19 protein-coding genes, 1 tRNA gene and 1 pseudogene are annotated in these 21,438 nt (G+C 38.7%); 6 read left to right on the top strand and 15 right to left on the bottom strand.

What is annotated here, in order from left to right; genetic code table 11:
- Window positions 1-213: 213 nt before the first annotated feature.
- The 4 genes from R3F25_05645 to R3F25_05630 all read left to right on the top strand — a co-directional run bounded on the left by R3F25_05645 (window position 214) and on the right by R3F25_05630 (window position 5,908).
- Window positions 214-2,733, top strand: a complete 2,520-nt coding sequence (locus tag R3F25_05645; protein ID MEZ5496297.1) for a M14 family zinc carboxypeptidase — start codon at window positions 214-216, stop codon at window positions 2,731-2,733.
- Window positions 2,734-2,736: 3 nt separating this feature from the next.
- Window positions 2,737-3,228 carry a GAF domain-containing protein gene (locus tag R3F25_05640; GenBank protein ID MEZ5496296.1) on the top strand — a complete coding sequence of 164 codons (492 nt, stop codon included), beginning with the start codon at window positions 2,737-2,739 and terminating at the stop codon, window positions 3,226-3,228.
- A gap of 96 nt (window positions 3,229-3,324) precedes the next feature.
- Window positions 3,325-4,317: a DUF2157 domain-containing protein gene (locus R3F25_05635; protein ID MEZ5496295.1), complete on the top strand. Its 993-nt coding sequence runs from the start codon at window positions 3,325-3,327 to the stop codon at window positions 4,315-4,317.
- Window positions 4,310-5,908, top strand: coding sequence for a GDYXXLXY domain-containing protein (locus R3F25_05630; protein ID MEZ5496294.1), 1,599 nt, complete (start codon window positions 4,310-4,312; stop codon window positions 5,906-5,908). Before R3F25_05635 ends, R3F25_05630 begins: the two co-directional genes overlap by 8 nt.
- A 31-nt stretch (window positions 5,909-5,939) precedes the next feature.
- Here the strand turns inward: R3F25_05630 and R3F25_05625 are convergent, their stop codons facing one another.
- The 6 genes from R3F25_05625 to R3F25_05600 form a co-directional block, all read right to left on the bottom strand.
- Window positions 5,940-6,266, bottom strand: coding sequence for a hypothetical protein (locus R3F25_05625; protein ID MEZ5496293.1), 327 nt, complete (start codon window positions 6,264-6,266; stop codon window positions 5,940-5,942).
- Between the two features lie 106 nt (window positions 6,267-6,372).
- Entirely contained in the window at window positions 6,373-7,167 is a 795-nt protein-coding gene (locus R3F25_05620) for a class III extradiol ring-cleavage dioxygenase (GenBank protein ID MEZ5496292.1), read from the bottom strand.
- A 99-nt stretch (window positions 7,168-7,266) separates the two neighbouring features.
- Window positions 7,267-8,121, bottom strand: a complete 855-nt coding sequence (locus R3F25_05615; protein ID MEZ5496291.1) for a GNAT family N-acetyltransferase — start codon at window positions 8,119-8,121, stop codon at window positions 7,267-7,269.
- Window positions 8,118-8,654 carry an NUDIX hydrolase gene (locus tag R3F25_05610; GenBank protein MEZ5496290.1) on the bottom strand — a complete coding sequence of 179 codons (537 nt, stop codon included), beginning with the start codon at window positions 8,652-8,654 and terminating at the stop codon, window positions 8,118-8,120. Before R3F25_05610 ends, R3F25_05615 begins: the two co-directional genes overlap by 4 nt.
- Before the next feature lie 58 nt (window positions 8,655-8,712).
- Window positions 8,713-9,465, bottom strand: coding sequence for an endonuclease/exonuclease/phosphatase family protein (locus R3F25_05605; GenBank protein MEZ5496289.1), 753 nt, complete (start codon window positions 9,463-9,465; stop codon window positions 8,713-8,715).
- A gap of 390 nt (window positions 9,466-9,855) precedes the next feature.
- On the bottom strand, window positions 9,856-10,593 hold the full coding sequence (locus tag R3F25_05600) for a pyridoxine 5'-phosphate synthase (protein ID MEZ5496288.1): 738 nt from the start codon (window positions 10,591-10,593) through the stop codon (window positions 9,856-9,858).
- A 139-nt stretch (window positions 10,594-10,732) separates the two neighbouring features.
- Here R3F25_05600 and R3F25_05595 point away from each other — a divergent pair, with 139 nt between their 5' ends.
- Window positions 10,733-11,572: a hypothetical protein gene (locus R3F25_05595; GenBank protein ID MEZ5496287.1), complete on the top strand. Its 840-nt coding sequence runs from the start codon at window positions 10,733-10,735 to the stop codon at window positions 11,570-11,572.
- Here the strand turns inward: R3F25_05595 and R3F25_05590 are convergent.
- Window positions 11,569-12,820 (bottom strand): annotated as a pseudogene (locus R3F25_05590) (amino acid permease). The gene R3F25_05595 and the pseudogene R3F25_05590 sit on opposite strands and share 4 nt — an antisense overlap.
- 248 nt (window positions 12,821-13,068) lie before the next feature.
- Between R3F25_05590 and R3F25_05585 the strand changes: the two are divergent.
- Entirely contained in the window at window positions 13,069-13,320 is a 252-nt protein-coding gene (locus R3F25_05585) for a hypothetical protein (protein ID MEZ5496286.1), read from the top strand.
- A 1-nt stretch (window position 13,321) separates the two neighbouring features.
- Here the strand turns inward: R3F25_05585 and truB are convergent, their stop codons facing one another.
- From truB to atpD, 8 genes are all read right to left on the bottom strand, one after another.
- Complete coding sequence (gene truB, locus R3F25_05580; GenBank protein MEZ5496285.1) at window positions 13,322-14,239, bottom strand: tRNA pseudouridine(55) synthase TruB; 918 nt, start codon at window positions 14,237-14,239, stop codon at window positions 13,322-13,324.
- A 35-nt stretch (window positions 14,240-14,274) separates the two neighbouring features.
- Window positions 14,275-14,652, bottom strand: a complete 378-nt coding sequence (rbfA, locus tag R3F25_05575; protein MEZ5496284.1) for a 30S ribosome-binding factor RbfA — start codon at window positions 14,650-14,652, stop codon at window positions 14,275-14,277.
- Window positions 14,653-14,657: 5 nt separating this feature from the next.
- Window positions 14,658-17,306 (bottom strand): translation initiation factor IF-2, encoded by a 2,649-nt coding sequence (gene infB / locus R3F25_05570; GenBank protein ID MEZ5496283.1) that lies wholly within the window; start codon window positions 17,304-17,306, stop codon window positions 14,658-14,660.
- Between the two features lie 20 nt (window positions 17,307-17,326).
- Window positions 17,327-18,817, bottom strand: coding sequence for a transcription termination factor NusA (gene nusA, locus R3F25_05565; protein MEZ5496282.1), 1,491 nt, complete (start codon window positions 18,815-18,817; stop codon window positions 17,327-17,329).
- Window positions 18,818-18,829: 12 nt separating this feature from the next.
- A complete protein-coding gene (gene rimP, locus R3F25_05560) occupies window positions 18,830-19,285 on the bottom strand; it encodes a ribosome maturation factor RimP (protein MEZ5496281.1) in 456 nt (151 codons plus the stop codon).
- A gap of 79 nt (window positions 19,286-19,364) precedes the next feature.
- A tRNA-Met gene (locus R3F25_05555) sits at window positions 19,365-19,441 on the bottom strand.
- Between the two features lie 155 nt (window positions 19,442-19,596).
- Window positions 19,597-20,025 (bottom strand): F0F1 ATP synthase subunit epsilon, encoded by a 429-nt coding sequence (locus tag R3F25_05550; protein MEZ5496280.1) that lies wholly within the window; start codon window positions 20,023-20,025, stop codon window positions 19,597-19,599.
- Window positions 20,026-20,041: 16 nt separating this feature from the next.
- Window positions 20,042-21,433 carry a F0F1 ATP synthase subunit beta gene (gene atpD / locus R3F25_05545; GenBank protein MEZ5496279.1) on the bottom strand — a complete coding sequence of 464 codons (1,392 nt, stop codon included), beginning with the start codon at window positions 21,431-21,433 and terminating at the stop codon, window positions 20,042-20,044.
- Window positions 21,434-21,438 lie beyond the last annotated feature (5 nt).

Raw genomic sequence — 21,438 nt, 5'->3', positions numbered from 1 at the left:
ATATTTTAACCGGACACTAGTGGAAATAAATTCAGCATGACGATATCTTTGTTGAGATACTTCGCTTTCACTCAGTATGACAGAGTTTATATTACTTTTTTAAAGTAATTCTAGATCTCCAGGGCAAGCCCAAAGATGACAAAAAACTACTTTAGAAATCTATTGTATTAAAGTCGTTGAATAAACATCTTCAAAAACCAAGTGACTTCATTTATGATAGATTCACTTTTATTCGATGATGTTCTTATGTTTAGATTGCTCTGTTTGATAGCCTTTTTTACTTTTAATGCAAATGCAATTGTGTTGGAGGATTACCTTCCTGATGATTTTCGTTATCAGACAGCGATTCCGACTCCCAAAGCGGTTACCGGTGTTGAGGTTGGAGAAAGACATTATCGACATGATCAGATTGTTCAATATATGAGTGTTTTAGCTGCTTCTTCACCAAGAGCTAAACTGGTTGAGTACGGACGAACCAATGAGGGGCGCAGATTGGTTTTATTGTTTATCAGTTCGGAAGAAAACATCAAAAATCTGGAACAATTGCCCAATGATGACTCTATTTTAAAAGTCTGGAATGGTTTCAGCGTACATGGCAATGAAACCAGCGGAGCCAATGCCAGCGTGATTTATGCTTATCATTTGATTGCCGGATACAGCGACGAACTCAATCAATTATTGAATGAGACTTTGATTATTATCGATCCGGTTATCAATCCCGATGGCTATGATCGTTTCATCACAGATGTAAATTCCATGCGAGGAATGATTGACAACCCGGACAGCAATGATGCTTCGCATCATGAACAAACACCGAACGGACGAACCAATCATTACTGGTTTGATTTGAACCGTGACTGGTTGTTGTTGACACAAACAGAATCACAACATCGTATTCAACAATTTCAAAAGTGGCAGCCGCATGTATTAGATGATCATCATGAAATGGGCAGTGATAAAACCTTTTTCTTTCAGCCCGGAGTTCCGCAAAGAACCAACCCATTGATTCCACAGAAAAATATTGAACTGACAAATAAGTTGGCACAATTTCACTCCAAAACTCTGGATGAAAAGCAGGCTTTATATTACAGCCGCGAAGATTACGATGACTTTTATCCGGGCAAAGGCTCAACCTATCCTGATTTACACGGAAGTATTGGAATTTTGTTTGAACAGGCGAGTGCTCGTGGTGGCAACTTACAAACCTCAGAAGGCAAACGATTGCTCTGGCAGGGAATTGACAATCAATTCCGCACCGCTGTTTCAACTTTACAAGGAGCTTATGCTCTGAAATCCGAATTAATCAATTATAAAAAACAGTTTTACAACAATGCTCTGAAACAAGCTGACAAAGAAAATTTCAAAGGTTATATCTTGAGTGCGGATAATGTGTATAACGCAGAAAAACTGTCCAATTTTCTAAGCTCCCACAATATTCAATATTCAAAATTGAAAGTTGATGTTTCTGCCGACAATAAAGACTTTCCTGCTGAGAAATCAATTTTTATTCCAGTTCAGCAGCCTCAATACACTTTGATTCAAGCCTTGTTTAGCGAGCAGAAAAAGTTTACGGACAACACTTTTTATGATGTGTCGGCATGGAATCTGGTAATGGCGTGGGGATTGAATTCCGCCAAGCTCAAAACAACTCCTGAAACCGAAGATGCCAACTGGAAAAAACCTCACAATTCTTATCGAAAAAATGCTTTGGCTTACGCTTTCAACTGGGATGAAGGCAATTCTGCAGGAGCATTGAATTACTTGCAACAGAAAAAAGTCACCACCAAAGCTCTGGCAAAAGAGTTCACTATCAAGAGCAATGGTCACACAGTTATTTTCAAACCGGGTGCAATAATTATTCCGACCAATGATATCAAAGAAGATGAGTTGTTAACTTTGTTATCCAATTTGGCTGAATTTTTTAAAGTTTCAGCGTTCGCCATCACAAGCGGCTTGAACTCAAACGGTGTGGATTTAGGTTCGCCATCATTTACAACATTAAAATCTCCCAAAGCTTTGCTTGTTATCGGTGAAGGAGTTAATTCGTATCAGGCCGGTAGCATTTGGCACTTATTTGATGCTGAAATCGGATTAGCACTGACCAAAGTTGATACCAGTCGTTTTGCAAAAATCGACCTTGATGAATACTCGCATCTGATAATGCCAAGCGGTAATTATAAAATGCTTGATGAAAAATCCATTGAGAAGATGAACCAATGGGTTAAACAAGGCGGCACTCTCATTAGCTTGCAAAAATCATCGCTCTGGGTTGAAAAAAACATTCAAAAATTTGTGAAGGAAGCTGAAAAAGATGATTCTGAAAAAGTCAGAAAATCTTATGCTGACTTTGAAAAAGACAATGCTGAAAACATTATTGGCGGAGCGATTGTTGCAGCGACAGCCGATTTATCTCATCCTCTGGGTTTTGGAATGCATCAGCAAGATCAATATGTTATGTTACAAGGCAAAGCGATGCTTGAACCATCGAAAAACCCTTATGTCACGACTTTAAAAGCACCAAAAAATGCTCTTGCAGCGGGCTATTTATCAGAACAGATGAAAAACTTGGTGAATGACAGCAGTTTGCTCATTGCTGAAAAACATGGAAAAGGTAATTTAATCAAATTTGCTTTCAATCCAAACTTCCGAGGATTCTGGAAAGGCACTCAAAAGTGGTTGATAAACTCGGTTTATTTAAGCTCGTTGATTCAAAAAACTGAAATAGAGGATTAAACAATGGCTTTTGAAATAGAAAAAATAACAACAAATAATAAATCAGAGTTCTATCATTTGTTAGCCAAACAAGCAGACGGTTTACTTTCTGTTGAAACCAACCCGATTGCTAATGCCGCCAACCTCTCCAGCCTCATGTATCACGCTATGGAGCAAGTGAATTGGCTGGGTTTTTATTTTGAAAATAATGGCGAGTTGGTTCTCGGCCCCTTTCAGGGACAAGTTGCCTGCACTCGCATAGAAATCGGCAAAGGCGTTTGTGGAACTGCGTTTGCTCAAGGACAAACTCAGGTGGTGAAAGATGTTCATCAGTTTCCCGGACATATTTTTTGTGATATGGCAAGTGCTTCGGAAATTGTTGTGCCGTTATTTAATGGCGAAAAGATAATCGGAGTTCTGGATATTGACAGTCCGGTTCTCAATCGTTTTGATGAAGACGACCGCAAAGGTTGTGAAAAATTAGCACAAATTTACATGAACAGTATTAAAATTTAATACTTTCGGTTTTGATAATGAACCGTTGTGTGAGTCGTCTGGTAATAATTCGGCTTTTATCTTAAGCTGAATGCAATCTTTTAGAGAGAAGAAAACATGAATGAAGCCAGACAACAAATGCTCAAGTGGCAAGAACAGGGGCTGATAGATAACTCCAACATCGAACAAGCTCTGGAACTCGGAGGTGGCAAAAACACTTCTGCACAATGGTTTACCTACATCAAAACCATGATGTTGTGGTTTGGTGTTTTAGCTCTTGCCAGCGGAATTATTTTCTTTTTTGCCTATAACTGGGATGATATTTCGGATTTCACCAAATTTGCCATTGTGCAAGGCTTGATTGTTGTTGCTTTTATTGCCTACACCCAAACCAGAAGATTTTCAATTGCCAGTACCTCGACACTATTTTTTATGACGATGTTGTTTGGTGCATTATTTGCATTATTTGGACAAACTTATCAAACCGGCAAAGATCCGTGGCAACTTTTCCTTATCTGGACTTTGTTTACAACGCCTTTGGCGTTTGCTTCCCGAAGTAGCGGGATGTGGTTGATTTGGTTGGGTTTAGCGAATTTAACTTTATCGCTTTATTCGGATGTTCACCGAACCTTTTGGGGATTTTGGTTATTTAGCAGAGAACATTTGATGTTTGTTTTTGCTTTGTTAAACATGACAGCCGGCCTCTTTTTCGAGTTTTTACACAAAAGCAAAGCACCTCTCCTTTTCAACCGAATTGCCGCGCAAACCGCTTTAGTTACGGCGATGGTTTGTTTCAGTTTTCTTAGTCTTTATTTCATCGGTTATCCGAAAAGATATTATCAGGAGTTTTTATTATTCCTACTGTGGATGCCGGCAATTTATTATTTTTACAGAGTCAAAACACTTGATGTGTTAATTATGGCATCTTGGGCGGTTGCCACTGCCGTGTTTGCACTCGGTTTGATTGCGAAAGCTATTAACGATGATTTGGACGGATTAGCATTTTTGCTTTTCGGTTTATTGATTATCGGCGCATCAACGGCAATCATCAAATGGTTGATATACCTGCTCAGAGAGTCCAGAGCGACAGAGGAGAACAGCCATGAATAATAATCCTCAACAAATCTGGAACACTCTTTTGCAAAATAATCTGGTTTCCGGAAATAAACCGGAAGCTGATGCGGAACATATCCCTTGGTATATTCGCTTTATTCAAGGCTTTGCCGGTTGGATAGCGGCTTTATTCTTCCTCGGATTCTTTGGAGTCGCTTTTAATTTCATGTTCCGATATCCAACAGCAGATATCATGCTGACTGTCGGAATTTTATGTTCCGTCGCTGCTTATGCGGTGATTCGTATGCAGAAGAACGACTTTTTTGATCAAGTTGGAATGGCTTTCAGCTTATGTGGTCAACTGATGTTTGGTATCGGACTTTTCTTTTTGAAATTCGAATTCACTACCGCCGCATTTGTGCTCGGTGTTTATCAACTCATCCTGGCGTATTTGATTCCGCAATACGCTCATCGTTTACTGACAACCGCTTTTGGTTTATTGGCTGTCTTATTTGCTTTAAACAGCTCTGGTTTTCACGGTTTGGGAAGTGCTTTTTTAGCTGTGGTTTTTAGTTTCATCTGGCTACGCGAAACATCCTGGGGTAAAAAACATGAACTTTGGGAACCCGTTGGATATGGAGTCGGACTTGTCATCATCGTCAGTAGTGGCTTTTTATTGTTCGGGAAATTTATTCTCAGGGAAACCATCCACCATAAAACCGGCTGGTTGTTTGAACATGCCGGATTGATAAACAGCATTTTAATCGCTTTAATTTTTCTGAATCTGGTGTTGATTCTATTGAAAGAAAACAAAATTGAGTGGAACTCCAAAACCGGTATTCTCAGCTTATGTGCATCTGTTCTTTTGGTTCTGATTAGTTTCAAAATTGGTGGTATCAGCACCGGCTTGCTGGTTGCTCTTCTGGGTTTTTCTCGTCAAAGAATTGTTCTTATCGTTTTTGGCTGGCTTTCTGTAGTGAGTTTCTTCTCCTGGTATTATTACAATCTCGCTCATACGCTGATGTTTAAATCGGTGGTGTTGATGATTTTGGGTGTTGTTATGTTGGCCTCAGCAGTATTTCTAAGCAAGGTTTATCAACAAACCAATACTGAAAAACAAAGCAAAAAATTGGCTGTTCACAAACCGGGTGCATCACATATCGTTGCTGCAATTACTGCTTTGGCTGTTCTGGTTTCAATCAATTTGAACATTTCCAAAAAGCAGGATTTGATCGAAAATGGCGACGTGTTGTTATTCAAACTCGCTCCGGTTGACCCGCGTTCGTTGATGCAAGGGGATTACATGAGGTTGCGGTTTGCTTTATCCAACGATATTCGTGATCGCATCTCTCTGCTCAACCCGAATAAACCGGTTCAAGTTCAAAACGGTTTCGCAGTTGTTGAAAAAGACAGCAATAATGTCGTCAGCTTTGTGGGTTTGTATAACAATCAAGAACTCACCGTCAATCAATACATAATTCCGTATAAATACCGAAACTACCAGGTTTATTTCACTACCGATGCTTTTTACTTTCAGGAAGGCAAAGCTGAGCAATATCAGCAGTCGGAATACGGATTATTCAGAGCCAATAAGAGTGGAGAAATGATATTGATGAATATGGTGGATAAGGGGTTTAGTATCTTATAAAGGTAATTCGTTCAATGGGATTGGAAGAAAATCATTTATAGTGATACCACCAGTTCCCATTGGATTGTTTATCAACAGCCTCTTGTGATTCTATACTGAAAACAACATGCTCTCTTGCAGCTTCTGGCCAATCAAACTGTTCTAATAAATTTTTAAGCGACTCATTAAAACTTTTATCTGAATGAAGTTCTTGTTTTTGTATTTCCGTTTCCGTACCAACAATAACCAGATATTTTGGATCTATGTCATAAGCTCCAAAATTCCAAACTTTATGTTTGATGGCTTTATCTTCCAACATTTCCTCTATCGCCAATCTAATTTCTGACAGTTTTTTACTAAGAATTTGTTTACTATTCATGATGAAATTATATTCCTTATGATATTGTCGCTATTCCGATTTTGCTCAAATACACTATGATTTAAAATTCTGACAACTACTGTAACCCTTGACTTAAAATCAATAACTACTTCCAAAGATACATACTGGCTTTCTTGTTTAAAATATGCAACTCATAATACAGGTCGCAGGCTCTTTGTGCAAACCCATAACAAACATGTAAAGGTAACAAATGTTCTTCTCTGGGATGGCAATATCGGGCATGAGGTGCTGAACTCCAGTTACTTAACCTGTTTTCTCTTTCTGTTTCATTAATATTATGGTTGGAACAGGTGTCTATAAGCCATCCTTCAAATTGATTATTCTTGTCTTTTGTCTCTTCTGTTTCTTTTGCGAAAAATGCAGCCATATTATGAAAAGAAAATCCTGAGCCGATGATAAGCAAATTTTCATATTCGATAGATGATAGCGCCTTGCCGATGGCAATATGTTGTTGAGGATTGAGGTTATTCAATAATGAAAGCTGTACGCAGGGAATATCAGCTTCCGGGAACATGATTTTTAAAGGAATAAACAAACCATGATCAAACCCTCTTTGTTCGTCTAATTCTGATTGAATATCTAGATCTTTTAATTTCTGCCACACCTGTTTCGCCAATTCAGGATTACCCGGACAAGGATATTTTATGCTATAGGATTCTTGCGGAAAACCGTAATAATCATAAATTAAATCCGGGTTTATTGCGGATGTTACGGTTGCCTCGTTTTCCTCCCAATGAGCACTTATCACTAAAATTGCTGAGGGTTTTCTGATTTCTTGTGCTATTCGTTCTAAGTTCTCAACAAGTTCTTTATGAGATTTTTCACCAAGAACCGGAAGAGGACCGCCGCCATGAGAGAGGAAAAAGATTTTTTTGTTCATAGTTTATTATTTTGTATAAGTTGTATTATTCCTTTGCTACTTTGACCACCAACAAGCTGTATATTGATTAAAAATGATTTTGTATTAACTGCTGAGGATTTAGCCAACCTCAAAAGAAGTCACTCCAAATATTTTATGTATCGGCAATTCAGGAAAGCTACCGGTGTACATTCTTGCAGTTTCAAAAGATAGTTTCATATTGTACTTTCTCGCCATAAGAATGGCTTGTTCATTAACTTCAGGAACATCCAGAAAAATGGCAACACCTGCTTTAACCTTAGACTTTAACGCACAAAAAAGAAGCTCTGCTTGTTCCGGCGAATCCGCCTGCAATGGACCAATTTTATAACCATTTCGACAAGGACGAATGACTCCGTAACCAAGAAGCTGATTGTTTTTAACAACTCCAAAAGCGAAACTTCCGGGCTGATTGATCCAGCATTCAACAAATTCACTACGGTTCGTAGGGAAGAACGGTTGTTCATACTTTTCAATCTTTGAAAATTGCAAAGATGAAAGCTCTTTCAACTCGGAGTTTTGCGGAAAATCACCACCGGCTTTTCCCTCAAAACGAATGTTTCTGTATGCCAATTTAAAACCGGCTTTTTTGTAATTTGGTTGTTGATCGACCACTCCATCAAGCCCAATATTACAGCCGTTTAGATACTGCAAACCAGCGTTCCAAATTTGGATGCCATAACCCTGACCACGATATTCGGGTTTAACAATATAAAAGCCCAGAAAGCCAAAACTGTCGTCATATTTCACAACCGAAATACTTGCAATCGGTTCCTCATCCAGAAACCCCATGAGAAATCCATTAGGGTCAGCAGCATAATAACAATCGGCATCGTGCAAGCCCGGATTCCAGCCTTCCGCCGCAGCCCATTCAACTGCAATATCCAGTTGCTCACGAGTCATTGTGTGTATGGTGTAGTTTTGTTTAATCGTCATATCTTTGAATATAGCTTATCAAGAAATCTTGGTAGCTCCGGGTCGGTTTGATTAAAAGGTATTTCATCTCGATGAAACCATCTGATTTGATTAAATTCAGAAGTATCATAATCGTATTTGATATTTCTGTCACCTTTCAGAACATACCAGATACAAACATCCGTGTGTCCGGCTGTTGTCCCGACTGTTTGAGTGCTGGTTAAAAAGATTGGCTTTTCAATCAAAAACTGTCCTTCGATATTCAACTCTTCCTTTACTTCACGAACAACGGTGTCACGAGGGCGCTCATTTGGCTCGACATGACCACCAGTTGGCAACCATAAGTGAGCCTTTTTATGATCCACGAGCAAAATATAATCACCGTCAACAACAACAAAATAGGACACCAAATGTTTGGTTGGAACATCCGGCTTTTTTATTCGAAAAAGCTCAGCTCCTGAGTCTATCCACTCAATTATTTCTTCTTGGGTTTTCTTTTCTTTTGCATCCAATGGCGTGATTGAATTGATTTCAGATTTTATGGAGTTTTGCATTGGTTTTAACACCTTCGTAATAGGCACAAATTAGTAAACGTCCTAAATGACGCACTTGTTAACTGCTGAGTGTTGTACATAGAGGCATGTGATCGCTAAAAGCCAGCCAGTTATTAATTTTGCCTAGCTCAATTTTGCTGTGTTGCAAAAGGTTATGAGACATAAAAACATAATCAATATGGTAAGGCTTAGCTTCTTTTCTGTGAAGATAAAAAGTAGGCTGAGTTTCTTGCCCTTGTAACTCGCCTGTTTGATAGTGATAAAGACTCTTTATTTTGATAGAAGCCAATTCATTTATGGTATCAGTATGACTCCACCACCTATCTTTCTTATCCCATATTGCATTGCTATTAAAGTCACCAAGTATGATAGTGTTTTTTTCATTTAAGTCTTTTCTGTGTATTTGAAGATATTTCCAGAACTGCCCCATGTAACCAAAGATTTGCGAATCACTACCTTTAGTCCAACAAGCCAATACAATGTATTGATTGTTTAGCTTGAACGGTAAGAACAAAAGTAAATCTTTGGTGGTCCATGTAGTAGACGAGCTTTCAGTTTGTAAGCCACTAATTTGAAACTTACCTGACCAATTAAGTTGCTGTACCGTATTACCAGATTTGGGGAAAACACCAATACCTTTATTTTTATTTGTGCCTACCCAAAGGTAATCGCCTGCCCATTCTTGGTAGGTTTTAGTTGATTGAGAAGGATCTTCACATTCTTGAATGATAAGCACATCTGCATCAAAAGAATTAGCTTGTTCAAGCTTCTTTCTTAATGCTCCATTGCAGTTCCATGTGACTATCTTCATAGGCAGTTAACTCAAAGCTAACCTACTAGTCTTATCATGGTCAGGATTGACCGTGATAAGGCTTGTTTGAGTTCTTCTTTTTGACAGCTGGCCAGCCGATTTGATACTGATTGTCAAAATTTGCTCTGTTTTGATTTTGTTGTTTTAAGTTTATTGCACTTCATTATACGAGTCAAATGAACTGCGGTTATCAATTGTGTTTAGTAACATACCCCCTAATCCCCTTTCAAAAGGGGAGACAACATCTAATTTTAAAAAGAATCACGGTGGATTGAGGAGATGCTTCGACTTCGCTCAGCATGACAGAGTTCTTTTGTACTCACTTAGATTTCGCCGTGCCTCTGCATCTCTGCGAGAGATTAGTAATAATTATTAATTACACATTATTAATTACTCATTGCTTCCTTTACAAATATCCAAATATCTTTTAATCACCGTTGGCATTCCTTCCAACAAACATTCTATGGTGAGAACATGGCCAATGGAGACTTCGAGGATTTTTGGAATTTCCAGAAATTTTCCAAGATTCTGAGAATCCAAGTCATGTCCGGCGTTGACTCCTAAACCGAGTTCTTGGGCGAGTTTGGAGGCATCCGCGTATTTCTGCCAGATTTTTTGTTGATTATCTCTACCGTAAGCCGAGGCGTATTCTTCGGTATAAAGTTCGATACGATCCACTGCTGTTTTAGCAACCAATTCCACCTGCTCAATTTCAGGATCTAGAAAAACAGAGCTACGCACTCCATAATCGGCTAACTGTTTCCCTAGTTGATTGATTCTGTCCTGATTGTATCGCATATCCCAGCCGTGGTCGGAGGTGAGTTGATTGACGCCATCGGGAACCAGTGTGCATTGATCCGGGCGAGTGTCTTTGATAATTTTAAGGAAATGATCTGAGGGATAACCTTCCACATTGAACTCCACATCGGGGAAATCCTGCAAAAACTCTGACAGTTCGAAAGTGTCCCGAACTGTGATGTGGCGCTCGTCCTGTCGGGGATGAACGGTGATTCCATGCACACCAAGATTGATATATCTTTGCGCAAAATCAATCACATTGGGAAAGTCTCTGCCTCGGGAGTTTCTAAGCAACGCAATTTTGTTTACATTTACACTGAGTTTTGTCATGTTAAAATGATGCTCGTTAAAGTTATGTTTTAATTTTAAATCTTTTATCTTTTAGGTTCAAATTTGTTATTCGCCTTGTATGTCTTTGTTTGCTAATTTACAACGAAAAATTGGTCAGCGTCTGGATCAGATTTTTTCTGTGATTCAGAAAAAAATATTTCCTGTTGCCAAAATTCCTGATTTTGATGGTGATTGCCGATTTGCGTTGTTAACGGTCAATTTTTCAACTACGCACTTTCTCAAGTTAATGCTTTTGACATTATGCCAGCAAAATAACCGTCAAAAAATAACTCGGATTGTAATTGTGGATAACGATTCCAAAGATGGCGGTTTGGATTTTTTAAGAAATTTAAGTAAAAGTATTTTTCGGATTGAGTTAGTCGAAAATCGCTGGATACGTACGCATGCTCGCGGGCTCAGGAAGGGGATTTATTATCTCAACAAACTGGAAAGCTCTTTAGAAAGACAATTGCAAAGCAATGTCTTGATGATTTGCGATACCGATATTATTTTCAGAAACCCCAACACCATAACTGAGCTTGCAGAAATTTTCAATTCCAAAAAATACGCTTTTGCCGGAGAACTTCGTTACAGCTCCAATATTTGTCCGCAGGCTCAAGCGTCTTTTTTGTGTCTTCGTCGAGATATTTATAGTCACAAAAAAATCTCACCTTTTGTGAATCATGGTTCACCGGCTTATCCCTTGCAAAAAAGCCTGTGGAAAAACAAATATCAGCTTTATGATTTCAGAAGTAATTCCGGTGGTTATATTCTACACAGAGGACGAAGTGGCGTTGCCGCAGCCGCGAAACATTATTCAACCAGTAGCTATTCCGGCGAGAAAAATAACAAACCTCATTACATGGCTGTCGAGAATGGTGAGCAAATCTGGAAAGATGCTGAAAATCAATTTACTGAATTGTTATTACCGGAAAACGAAGTTGAGTTAATAAAATATTTGAAAAGCAAACTGGGTTAAGTTCTTCCGGGTCTAATAGTGATTGATGCCAGATACATTAAAATTCCCGCAACAATAACTGTCAAACTCATCAATGCTTCGTTGGGTTTTTCGATAGTAATGTGCCATAAAGTCCATCCCATCAACAATAAATAAAGCATTGGTGTGATTGGATATAACCATGTTTTATACGGACGAACCAATTCCGGCTGCTTATAACGCAGAACAAAAACTCCTAATACAGTCGCGAAATTACTGAGACCCAGGGTAAACCCTGCAAAAATCAGAATGCTTTGAAACGATGAGGTAAAGATAAAAATCAAACTCAATATTGACTGCAATAAAATGGCATAAACCGGAATATTGTTGTTATTGGTCTTGGCAAGAATTCTAAACAAAGGATAATCCTGTCCAATCGACTGAAATGCTCTTGGCCCGGCAATTGTCATGGCACTAACAGTTGAAATCAACACGATTGAAAGACAGATACTAAAAATAACCGAACCGCTGTCGCCAAATATATACTTCGCAGCTATAAATCCAATCTCCTTAACTCCTTTCATTTCCTCAATTGGTGCAACATATAAAAATACAGCGTTTATCAAAACGTAAAGTATGGCGACTAATAACGTGCCACTCAATAAAATTCGAGGCAGGCTTTTTTGTGGGTTGTCCAATTCACTGGAAATATATGTTGCAGAGTTCCAACCCATATATGCATAGTTGACATAGATCAGTGAAACTGCAAAACTACTGCTAAAGATAATTGATAAATCTTCTTGATGCGGTACAAATTCAATCCCCTTTATCGGTTCAGCTGCAAATCCAGCAACACAAAACAGGATGATTAAAATCAATTTAACCAATGTCATGATTTGATGAAATCCGCCACTTTGTCTGTGGTTGGTGATATGAATGGCTGTTAATACAATAATCAACCCAGCGGCTAAAATTGTTTCATTCCAGGCTTGTAAAAACCGATGAAAAGTACCCACCAAATAATATGGCAACCATTGCCGTTGGCGCTGCAAATCCAATTGTAATAGAAACCCATCCGGTCACAAAGCCGGCAGCCGGATGACCATATATTTTGCTGAGAAAATGATACTCGCCACCGGAACGTGGCAATGCAGACCTAATTCCGCATAACTCAACGCTCCGAAAAGGAGCTGTTAACCCTCCTACTGCCCATAGAAGTAATACAACAAAACCTGATTGAATATCTAGCAACTGATAACCCAAAGATGCAAAAACACTGGTGCCAATCATATTCGCAACAATGACTGCTGTCGCCGAACGAGTGCTGTATTTTTTATCGGAATGCAATTGAACATTTTCTATAAAAAAATTTATTGTACATTGTAAGTTTGATTTTTATAATTAAATTTTCTTCTTGGTTTCAATTATGAAAAAACTTTTATTCTTTTGCATAGTTCTTTTTTCGCATTGGGTATTATCTGAAACACCTCCTGAAGTTCCCCCCTTTTCCGAGTTCTGAAATTACTTTTAGCGAAGAAATGGACAGTAGTAATCCCGATATTTTAATGAAACAAGTTGAACTCGGTTCTACGGCAGCACCTGAAGATATTCTGGACTTTTACAAAAAGAGTGAGTTTGTTGATAGTTGTGAAAAAAATGATATGGCTGACAATTATATCTGCAAACTTAAAACACATGATGTGATAAAGTCCGGTTATGTTTTTATTGATGACCACCAAAAGAAAGGTAAAACGAATATCTTTATGGACTATTTCTACTATAAAAAGTAAATTAACCTAAGTATGACTTCAAAAACAGCTTTTTGACTTTGAACTGTCCGTTAGATTGAGCCTCTCCAAGTCCAATAAATTGGTCTTGTTCGTCATAAATCCGGTAAATTCCTTCTACCATTTTGCTTTCAAATCTAAGTCCATGAATAAGGGTCTGGATTTGCTCTTTTGTCAGAGTCACTTGTGTATATTCTGTTAAAGCATAATCTATACCATTAAGTAATTCAAATGGGTTTTCCGTTTCTTGGAGTTGTTCCAATGTCACCATATTGCCTTTCAATACTCCGGTTTGAATACGGTGCAATTTTGTCATGTGAGCATAAGTTCCGCAATATTTTGCAAAGTCCTCAAGTAATGTGCGGATGTATGTTCCTTTGGAAACATGAATTTCAAAAGAAAGCTTTTGCCTATCTGAACTGTTGTCGATGTTTAACAGTTTAAAATCATGGATAGTGATTTTACGAGACGGCCTTTCAACTTCAACACCGGAGCGGGCCAATTTGTAAAGTCGTACACCATTATGATAAAGTGCCGAATACATCGGAGGAATTTGTTCGATTTCACCGCTAAAGTTTTGAATGCCTTTTTCTATTTCTTCATCCTGCAAGAAGTGTTTGGAAGATTCTTGTGTAATCATTCCTGTGGCATCGCCGGTATCTGTTTCACTGCCGATTTCACATTCCGCAATGTAAACCTTGTCAGAACTCAACATCAATCCGGCGATTCGTGTGGCATCGCCAAAACAACAAGGTAATAATCCGGTTGCCATTGGATCAAGACTGCCTGTATGACCGGCTTTTTTTGCGCGAAATATATTTCTGGCTTTTTGCAGAGCTGCGTTGGAACTGATTCCTTGCGGTTTATTCAGCAACAAAATTCCATGAACTTCCTGCTGATTTTTACTTCTTGGCTTTGACAAGACTTAAAATTCCATTATTGCATTAATTATTGAGGTTATTCCTCTTCATCAAATCCCGGATCAGATTCTCTGGCTTTGCTGATGAGAGATTCTAATGATGCTCCTCTTTCCAAAGAAGCATCATAATAAAACCTTAGTTCCGGAACTTTTCTAGCGTGAATTTTTTTTGCGACAATCGAACGCAAAAAGCCGGCATTTTCATTTAATGCTTGTTGTGCTTCTTGCTCATATTTCGGGAATAATGTATTAAAGAACACTTTAGCAATTGACAGGTCACGACTGACATCAACATCAGTAATTGCAACATGTTTTAACTCTTTATCGTATTCAAACTTTTCCCTGACCGCAACGGCTATTACTTTTAATATTTGTGAAGCCATACGATCGGAGCGGGTGAATTCTCTGAATGCCATAATGATTAATCCAGAGTTTTCTTAACCTCGACACGCTCGTAACATTCAATCTCGTCTCCGGGTTGAATATCATCGTATCCTTTTACACCTATTCCGCATTCTGTTCCTGCACGAACCTCTTTGACGTCATCTTTATGGCGACGCAATGATTCCAGCTCACCTTGGAAAATAACAACATTATCACGAAGAACACGAATTGGGTTATCTCGTTTAACAGAACCCTCAAGCACAATACAACCGGCAATTGCTCCAAATTTGGATGAACGGAATACATCTTTAACTTCCGCATTACCAATAATAACTTCTTTAGTTTCTGTACCTAAGAAGCCTGTGATGGCTGCCTTTACATTATCAATGGCTTCATAAATGATGCTGTAATAATGCAAGTCCAAATCATTTTGTTTGATGACTTCACGAGCCGGTTTATCTGCACGAACATTAAAACCAATAATCATAGCATTCGCAGATAAAGCCAGTTGTGCATCAGCATTAGTGATTCCGCCCACACCGGTGGAAATTGCACGAACTTCAACATCGTCATTACCTAATGAGGTTAATGACTCTTTAAGGGCTTCAACCGAACCTTGTACATCTGCTTTAATCAACAGATTCACAATTAGTTTTTCTTTAGTTTGACCCATGCTGGACATCATTTCTTCGAGTTTAGCGACCTGCTGAGCTTTTAGGCGCACATCTCGTTCATGAGCTTTACGTTCCGCGGCTGCTGATTTTGCCAGTTTTTCATTTTGAACGACCAAAAACTCTTCACCGGCTATCGGCACGCCTGACAAACCTTGAATAACCACCGGAATAGAAGGACCTGCTTCTTCAACTTCTTGGCCCAATTCATTGAGCATACGTCTGGCACGACCAAATTGCTCTCCACTCAGTACCATATCACCTTTTTTCAAGGTACCTGATTTAACTAAAACAGTTGCTACCGGACCTTTTCCTTTATCTAAACTGGACTCAACTACAATCCCTTTTGCAGGTTTGTTGACTATCGCTTTAAGCTCCATTACCTCTGCTTGTAAGCTTATTGCCTCCAATAACTCTTCAATTCCCATTCCAGTTTTTGCAGACACAGGCACAAATTGAGTGTCTCCACCCCAATCTTCCGGGACGATTTCGTAATTGGTTAGATCTTTCTTTGCCTTATCAACTGATGCTCCTTGTAGATCCATCTTATTGACTGCAACGATAATCGGAACACCTGCTGCTTTTGCGTGTTTAACTGCTTCGACAGTTTGCGGCATCACACCGTCATTTGCCGCTACAACAAGAATGACAATATCAGTTGCCTGAGCACCACGTTGTCTCATAGCTGTAAATGCAGCATGTCCCGGTGTGTCTATAAATGAAATCACACCATGGTCAGTTTTGACGTGATAAGCACCAATATGCTGAGTGATTCCACCGGCTTCTTTATCGGTGACTTTGGTTTCACGAATATAATCAAGTAAAGATGTTTTACCATGATCAACGTGACCCATAACCGTCACAACCGGTGGACGAGTTTCTGCTAGGCTTTCATCCTCTTTTTCTTCAGCTTCAGAGAAAAGCTCCTCTGCAAGAGTTTGCTCTGCAACGATTTCTGCCTGATGACCCAGCTCCTCGACAACCAATACAGCTGTATCCTGATCAAGAATGTGGTTAATAGTCACCATCATTCCTTCTTTCATAAGCTCCTTGATAATATCTCCGGCTTTGATTGCCAGATCCTTCGCCAACTCAGACAATGTAATTCCATCGCTAGAGATTTTGACTGTTTTAACCTGATCAGCAACCGGTTTGGTAAAACCATGTTTTTCAGGTTTTTTGAAGTCTTTTGCGAAAGCTCCTTTCTTGCCACCTTTTACATGTAGCTCTTCTCTACCATACTTTCCTTGTTTCTTTCTATTTCGAGACTTAGAAAAATCGTCATCTTCTTCTTCATCATCTTTTTTCTTCGCATGCTTTCCTTTCTTGAGGTTTTCCTTTTCTCTTTTTTTCTTCTCAACCGCTGCCATAACTTGTCTTTGCACCTGATCTTCAATCTCTTGCAACTCTTTGGCTTTGGCTTGTTCTTCTTCAGTCAGTTCTTCTTGAGTATCTGAAGAATCATCATTATCCTCTTCAACTTCTTCCTGTTCAGTTTCTTCAACCTCAACGAGCTCTTCTTCCTGCTCTTGCTGTTTTATACTTTCTTCTGCTTTTCTGGCTTCCTCTTCCTCTTGCTTTCTAAGTTTTTCCTCTTCTATTCTTTTTGTTTCTTCAGCAGCAAGTTGTTTTTTTCTTTCTTCTAAAGCTTTTAATGCTTCTTGTCGATCTCGTGCAATTTCGTCCATTTCATCTTTGTTCAGTTTATTGACAATCCTTTTTTTACGAACTTCAATGTTAACTGTTTTTGTTTTTGCACGTACGCCTGTACCACTGGAGATTTTCAGTGTCCCGGTGGATTTCCGCTTTAAGACAACTTTCTTTTTAGGTGTTTCATCCTTATTTTCTTTTCCATGAGCAGAACGTAAGTATGCTAACAATTGTCTTTTGTCTTCATTACTAATTGTGTCATCTGCACTTTTAACGGATATACCAGCTCCTGACAACTGATCCATCAGTTGTTCAAGCGATATTCCAAGGACTTCTGCTAATTGTTTTACTGTTACTTCAGACATTCTGAACCTCTTTGTTTTATTTATTCTTCCTCTTCAAACCAGTGTTTACGAGCTTCTACGATTAATTGTGATGCTTGTTCTTCTGATAATTCGGAAATTTCCATCAATTCATCTGTTGATAAATCTGCTAAATCATCCCTGGTTGTAATTTGTTTTGACGCTAATGTATATGCTAATTTACTATCCATTCCTTCTAAATTCAGTAAATCATCTGCTGGTTTTGTTTCTTCCAGTTTTTCTTCTTTTGAGATTAATTGCGTCAAAAGCGCATCTCTGGCTCTTTGTCTCAACTCACTCACAACATCTTCATCAAATCCTTCAACTGCTAATAATTCGGATTTATCGACGTAAGCGATTTCATCAATTGAACTGAAGCCTTCTTGTACGAGTATAACTGCCATGTCTTCATCAATATCCAATTGATCCATGAATTTCTCAACAAATTCCATCGCTTCAGACTGATTCTTCTCATCCGCTTGTTCGGATGTCATGACATTAATATTCCAGCCTGTTAACTCACTTGCCAAACGAACATTTTGTCCGCCACGTCCAATGGCTTGTGATAATTTATCTTCGGCAACGGCGACATCAATGCTATTTCTGTCTTCATCAACGACTATGGATTCAATTTCCGCAGGCGCCATTGCATTAATGACAAAATGAGCTGGATCTTCATCCCATAATACGATATCAATTCTCTCACCGCCTAGTTCGTTTGAAACTGACATTACACGAGATCCTCGCATACCCACACAAGCTCCAATCGGATCTAGTTTTGGGTCTGTTGAGTGAACCGCTATTTTAGCACGAAATCCCGGGTCTCTAGCAGCTCCTTTAATTTTAATCAAACCTTGATCAATCTCAGGAACCTCTACTTTAAATAACTCAATTAAAAACTCAGAAGCACTTCTTGAAAGAGTCAATAGTGGCCCACGATTATCCTTGTTGACTTCAATAAGTAATCCACGTAAACGATCTCCTCTACGAGTCATTTCTCTTGGAATTGACTGATCCTTAGGAATGATAGCTTCCACTTTATTTCCTAAATCCAGGAAAATATGTCCTCTGTCTACTCTCTTCACTGTGCCATTCAAAACTTCGCCGACTCGATCTTCATATTTATCGACTACTTGCATTCTTTCTGCTTCGCGAACTTTTTGCAAGATAACTTGTTTAGCCGTTTGTGCTGCAATTCGGCCAAACTCAATAGATTCCATTTCTTCTTCTAAAACATCACCGATTTCTACTTCCGGGTTGTCTGACTGTGCTTCTGATAACGCAACTTGCTTATCTTCAAATTCCAAATCTTCATCAGCGACCACTTCCCAACGTCTAAAACTACGGTAGTTACCAGTTTGTGGGTTAATTATCACTTTAACATCCATATCTTTACGATGTTTTTTTCGTGTTGCAGATGCCAAAGCTAACTCAATAGCTTCATAAATGACTTCTTTAGTAACATTTTTTTCATTAGATAATGCTTCTGCAACGTATAAAATCTCTTTACTCATTTTTAAACTCCATCAAAAACCAGGAACAATTCTTGCTTTCATAATCGTATCAAAATCAACAATGATTTGTTCACCTTCTGATTCTATTGTTATTTTGTCACCCTCAACAGTGATAATTTTACCTTTAATTTTTCTTCTATTATCAATTTTATGATTCAAATTTATCTTTGCTTCTTCACCAATAAATTGTTCAAATTGTTGTGGTGTGAATAGAATTCTATCTAAGCCTGGTGACGAAACTTCAAGAACATAAGCCATTGATATTGGCTCTTCAACATCCAACACCCCTGAAATTTCATAACTGACATCTGCACAATCGTCCACTGAGATTCCTTCCGGACTGTCTATATAAACTCTTAATAGAGCATCAGCTTTACGAATTTGGTATTCAATTCCCCAAAATACATAACCCATTGCTGTAATTACAGGTTCCAATAACTCTGTTAGAACTTTTTGCTTCATATTCAGATTAACATTTTTAACAATCAAAAAAGGCTCCCTATGGAGCCTTTAGTAGTAGAAACAAATTAAATTGTCTCATAAAATTTGGTAGCGGGGGCAGGATTCGAACCTACGACCTTCGGGTTATGAGCCCGACGAGCTGCCTGACTGCTCCACCCCGCATCATTAAAGGAGTTGAATTTTAACATTAACTTGATAAATTTCAACATATTCCTTTTGTTAGTTGCTGATAATTTTAATAATTTATTAAATCAGACAAAATAAAAAGGTTGGCATTAGCTAAAGTGCCAACCTTTGTTATTATGTAAAAGGTTAACTTACCTTTTCTTTTGTAGCTTTTTCTTAATACGACTAAGTGCTTGAATTTGAGCAACTGCTTTCGCTAAATCAGCCTGAACTCTTGCCAAATCCTGACGTTTATCTGAGTCTTTCAATAATCTTTCAGCTTCTTCTTTGGCTCTTATAGCAGCAGCCTCATCAATGTCTTCAGCACGGGTTGCTGTATCCGCCAAAACAGTTACTATATGAGGTTGAACTTCTAAAATTCCACCTGAAACATAATAGTTCTGGCGGGAGCCATCAGCTTTTTCAAGTCTGACTTCACCTGGCTTCAGTAATGTTATCAGCGGTGCATGTCGAGGTGCGATACCGAGTTCGCCAGCTATCCCTGTAGCAAAAACCATTGCCACTTCACCTGAAAAAATCTCATTCTCTGCACTGACTATGTTACATTGAATTGTACTCATCTTTCACTCCGCAGGATTATGCTGCTTTAGACTCCATGGCTTTCGCTTTTTCAATCACTTCATCAATTGATCCAGCCATATAGAATGCTTGTTCCGGTAAATCGTCATACTCACCTTCAATAATTCCTTTGAACCCTCTGATTGTTTCAGCTAATGAAACATATTTACCTGGGGAACCTGTAAATACTTCTGCCACGAAGAATGGTTGAGAGAAGAATCTCTCTACTTTACGAGCGCGATAAACAACTTGTTTATCTTCTTCAGATAACTCATCCATACCCAAGATAGCAATAATATCTTTAAGCTCTTTATATCTTTGTAATGTTCCTTGAACCGCACGCGCCACATTATAGTGCTCTTCACCAACAATGTTTGGATCCAATTGACGTGATGTTGAATCTAGTGGATCAACCGCTGGGTAAATGCCTAATTCTGCAATATTTCTTGATAATACAACAGTTGCATCCAAGTGAGCAAATGTTGTTGCAGGAGAAGGGTCAGTCAAGTCATCAGCTGGTACATAAACCGCTTGAATCGATGTAATAGAACCTTTCTTAGTTGAAGTAATACGTTCTTGCAACATACCCATTTCTTCAGCCAGGGTTGGTTGGTAACCTACAGCAGATGGCATACGACCCAACAAAGCTGAAACTTCAGTACCTGCCAATGTATAACGATAAATATTATCAATAAACAATAAAACGTCACGACCTTCATCACGGAACTGTTCAGCAATTGTCAACCCAGTTAATGCCACACGCAATCTGTTTCCCGGAGGCTCGTTCATCTGACCGTAAACCAAAGATACTTTATCAAGTACGTTTGAGTCTTTCATTTCGTGATAGAAGTCATTTCCTTCACGAGTACGCTCTCCCACACCGGCGAAAACGGAATAACCACTATGCTCAATCGCAATGTTACGAATCAATTCCATCATGTTTACAGTTTTACCAACACCGGCACCACCGAACAATCCAACTTTACCACCTTTGTTAAACGGGCATACCAAATCGATAACTTTAATACCGGTTTCCAACACGTCATTACTGGCTGCTTGCTCTTCATAACTTGGAGCTTGACGGTGAATTTCCCATCGCTCTTCTTCGCCAATTTCTCCGGCATGATCAATTGGGTTACCTAATACATCCATGATACGACCAAGTGTTTTCTTACCAACAGGAACTTTAATAGGAGCACCGGTTGATTCAACATTTAAATTTCTTTTCAGACCATCTGTTGAACCCAACGCAATTGTTCTCACAATTCCGTCACCTAACTGTTGTTGAACTTCAAGAGTTGTGTTTGTTTCCGCAATTGTCAAAGCCTCATAGACTTTAGGAACGTCTTTACGATCGAATTCTACGTCAACAACCGCACCAATAATTTGTACTATTTTACCTGAACTCATTTTAA

It is taken from the genome of Gammaproteobacteria bacterium, from assembly GCA_041395445.1.
In the GTDB taxonomy this organism is placed as follows: Bacteria; Pseudomonadota; Gammaproteobacteria; order Xanthomonadales; family Marinicellaceae; genus NORP309.
This window is presented reverse-complemented; position numbering and strand designations above follow the sequence as displayed.

What these genes read in the sequence shown, in the direction of transcription:
- R3F25_05645 (MEZ5496297.1), top strand. Translation starts at nt 214, where the DNA reads ATGATAGATTCACTTTTATTCGATGATGTTCTTATGTTTAGATTGCTC.
- infB (MEZ5496283.1), bottom strand. Translation starts at nt 17,306, where the DNA reads ATGTCTGAAGTAACAGTAAAACAATTAGCAGAAGTCCTTGGAATATCG.
- R3F25_05605 (MEZ5496289.1), bottom strand. Translation starts at nt 9,465, where the DNA reads ATGAAGATAGTCACATGGAACTGCAATGGAGCATTAAGAAAGAAGCTT.
- R3F25_05620 (MEZ5496292.1), bottom strand. Translation starts at nt 7,167, where the DNA reads ATGAACAAAAAAATCTTTTTCCTCTCTCATGGCGGCGGTCCTCTTCCG.
- nusA (MEZ5496282.1), bottom strand. Translation starts at nt 18,817, where the DNA reads ATGAGTAAAGAGATTTTATACGTTGCAGAAGCATTATCTAATGAAAAA.
- R3F25_05635 (MEZ5496295.1), top strand. Translation starts at nt 3,325, where the DNA reads ATGAATGAAGCCAGACAACAAATGCTCAAGTGGCAAGAACAGGGGCTG.
- R3F25_05610 (MEZ5496290.1), bottom strand. Translation starts at nt 8,654, where the DNA reads ATGCAAAACTCCATAAAATCTGAAATCAATTCAATCACGCCATTGGAT.
- R3F25_05625 (MEZ5496293.1), bottom strand. Translation starts at nt 6,266, where the DNA reads ATGAATAGTAAACAAATTCTTAGTAAAAAACTGTCAGAAATTAGATTG.
- R3F25_05600 (MEZ5496288.1), bottom strand. Translation starts at nt 10,593, where the DNA reads ATGACAAAACTCAGTGTAAATGTAAACAAAATTGCGTTGCTTAGAAAC.
- R3F25_05585 (MEZ5496286.1), top strand. Translation starts at nt 13,069, where the DNA reads ATGGACAGTAGTAATCCCGATATTTTAATGAAACAAGTTGAACTCGGT.
- rbfA (MEZ5496284.1), bottom strand. Translation starts at nt 14,652, where the DNA reads ATGGCATTCAGAGAATTCACCCGCTCCGATCGTATGGCTTCACAAATA.
- R3F25_05550 (MEZ5496280.1), bottom strand. Translation starts at nt 20,025, where the DNA reads ATGAGTACAATTCAATGTAACATAGTCAGTGCAGAGAATGAGATTTTT.
- R3F25_05615 (MEZ5496291.1), bottom strand. Translation starts at nt 8,121, where the DNA reads ATGACGATTAAACAAAACTACACCATACACACAATGACTCGTGAGCAA.
- R3F25_05640 (MEZ5496296.1), top strand. Translation starts at nt 2,737, where the DNA reads ATGGCTTTTGAAATAGAAAAAATAACAACAAATAATAAATCAGAGTTC.
- R3F25_05630 (MEZ5496294.1), top strand. Translation starts at nt 4,310, where the DNA reads ATGAATAATAATCCTCAACAAATCTGGAACACTCTTTTGCAAAATAAT.
- atpD (MEZ5496279.1), bottom strand. Translation starts at nt 21,433, where the DNA reads ATGAGTTCAGGTAAAATAGTACAAATTATTGGTGCGGTTGTTGACGTA.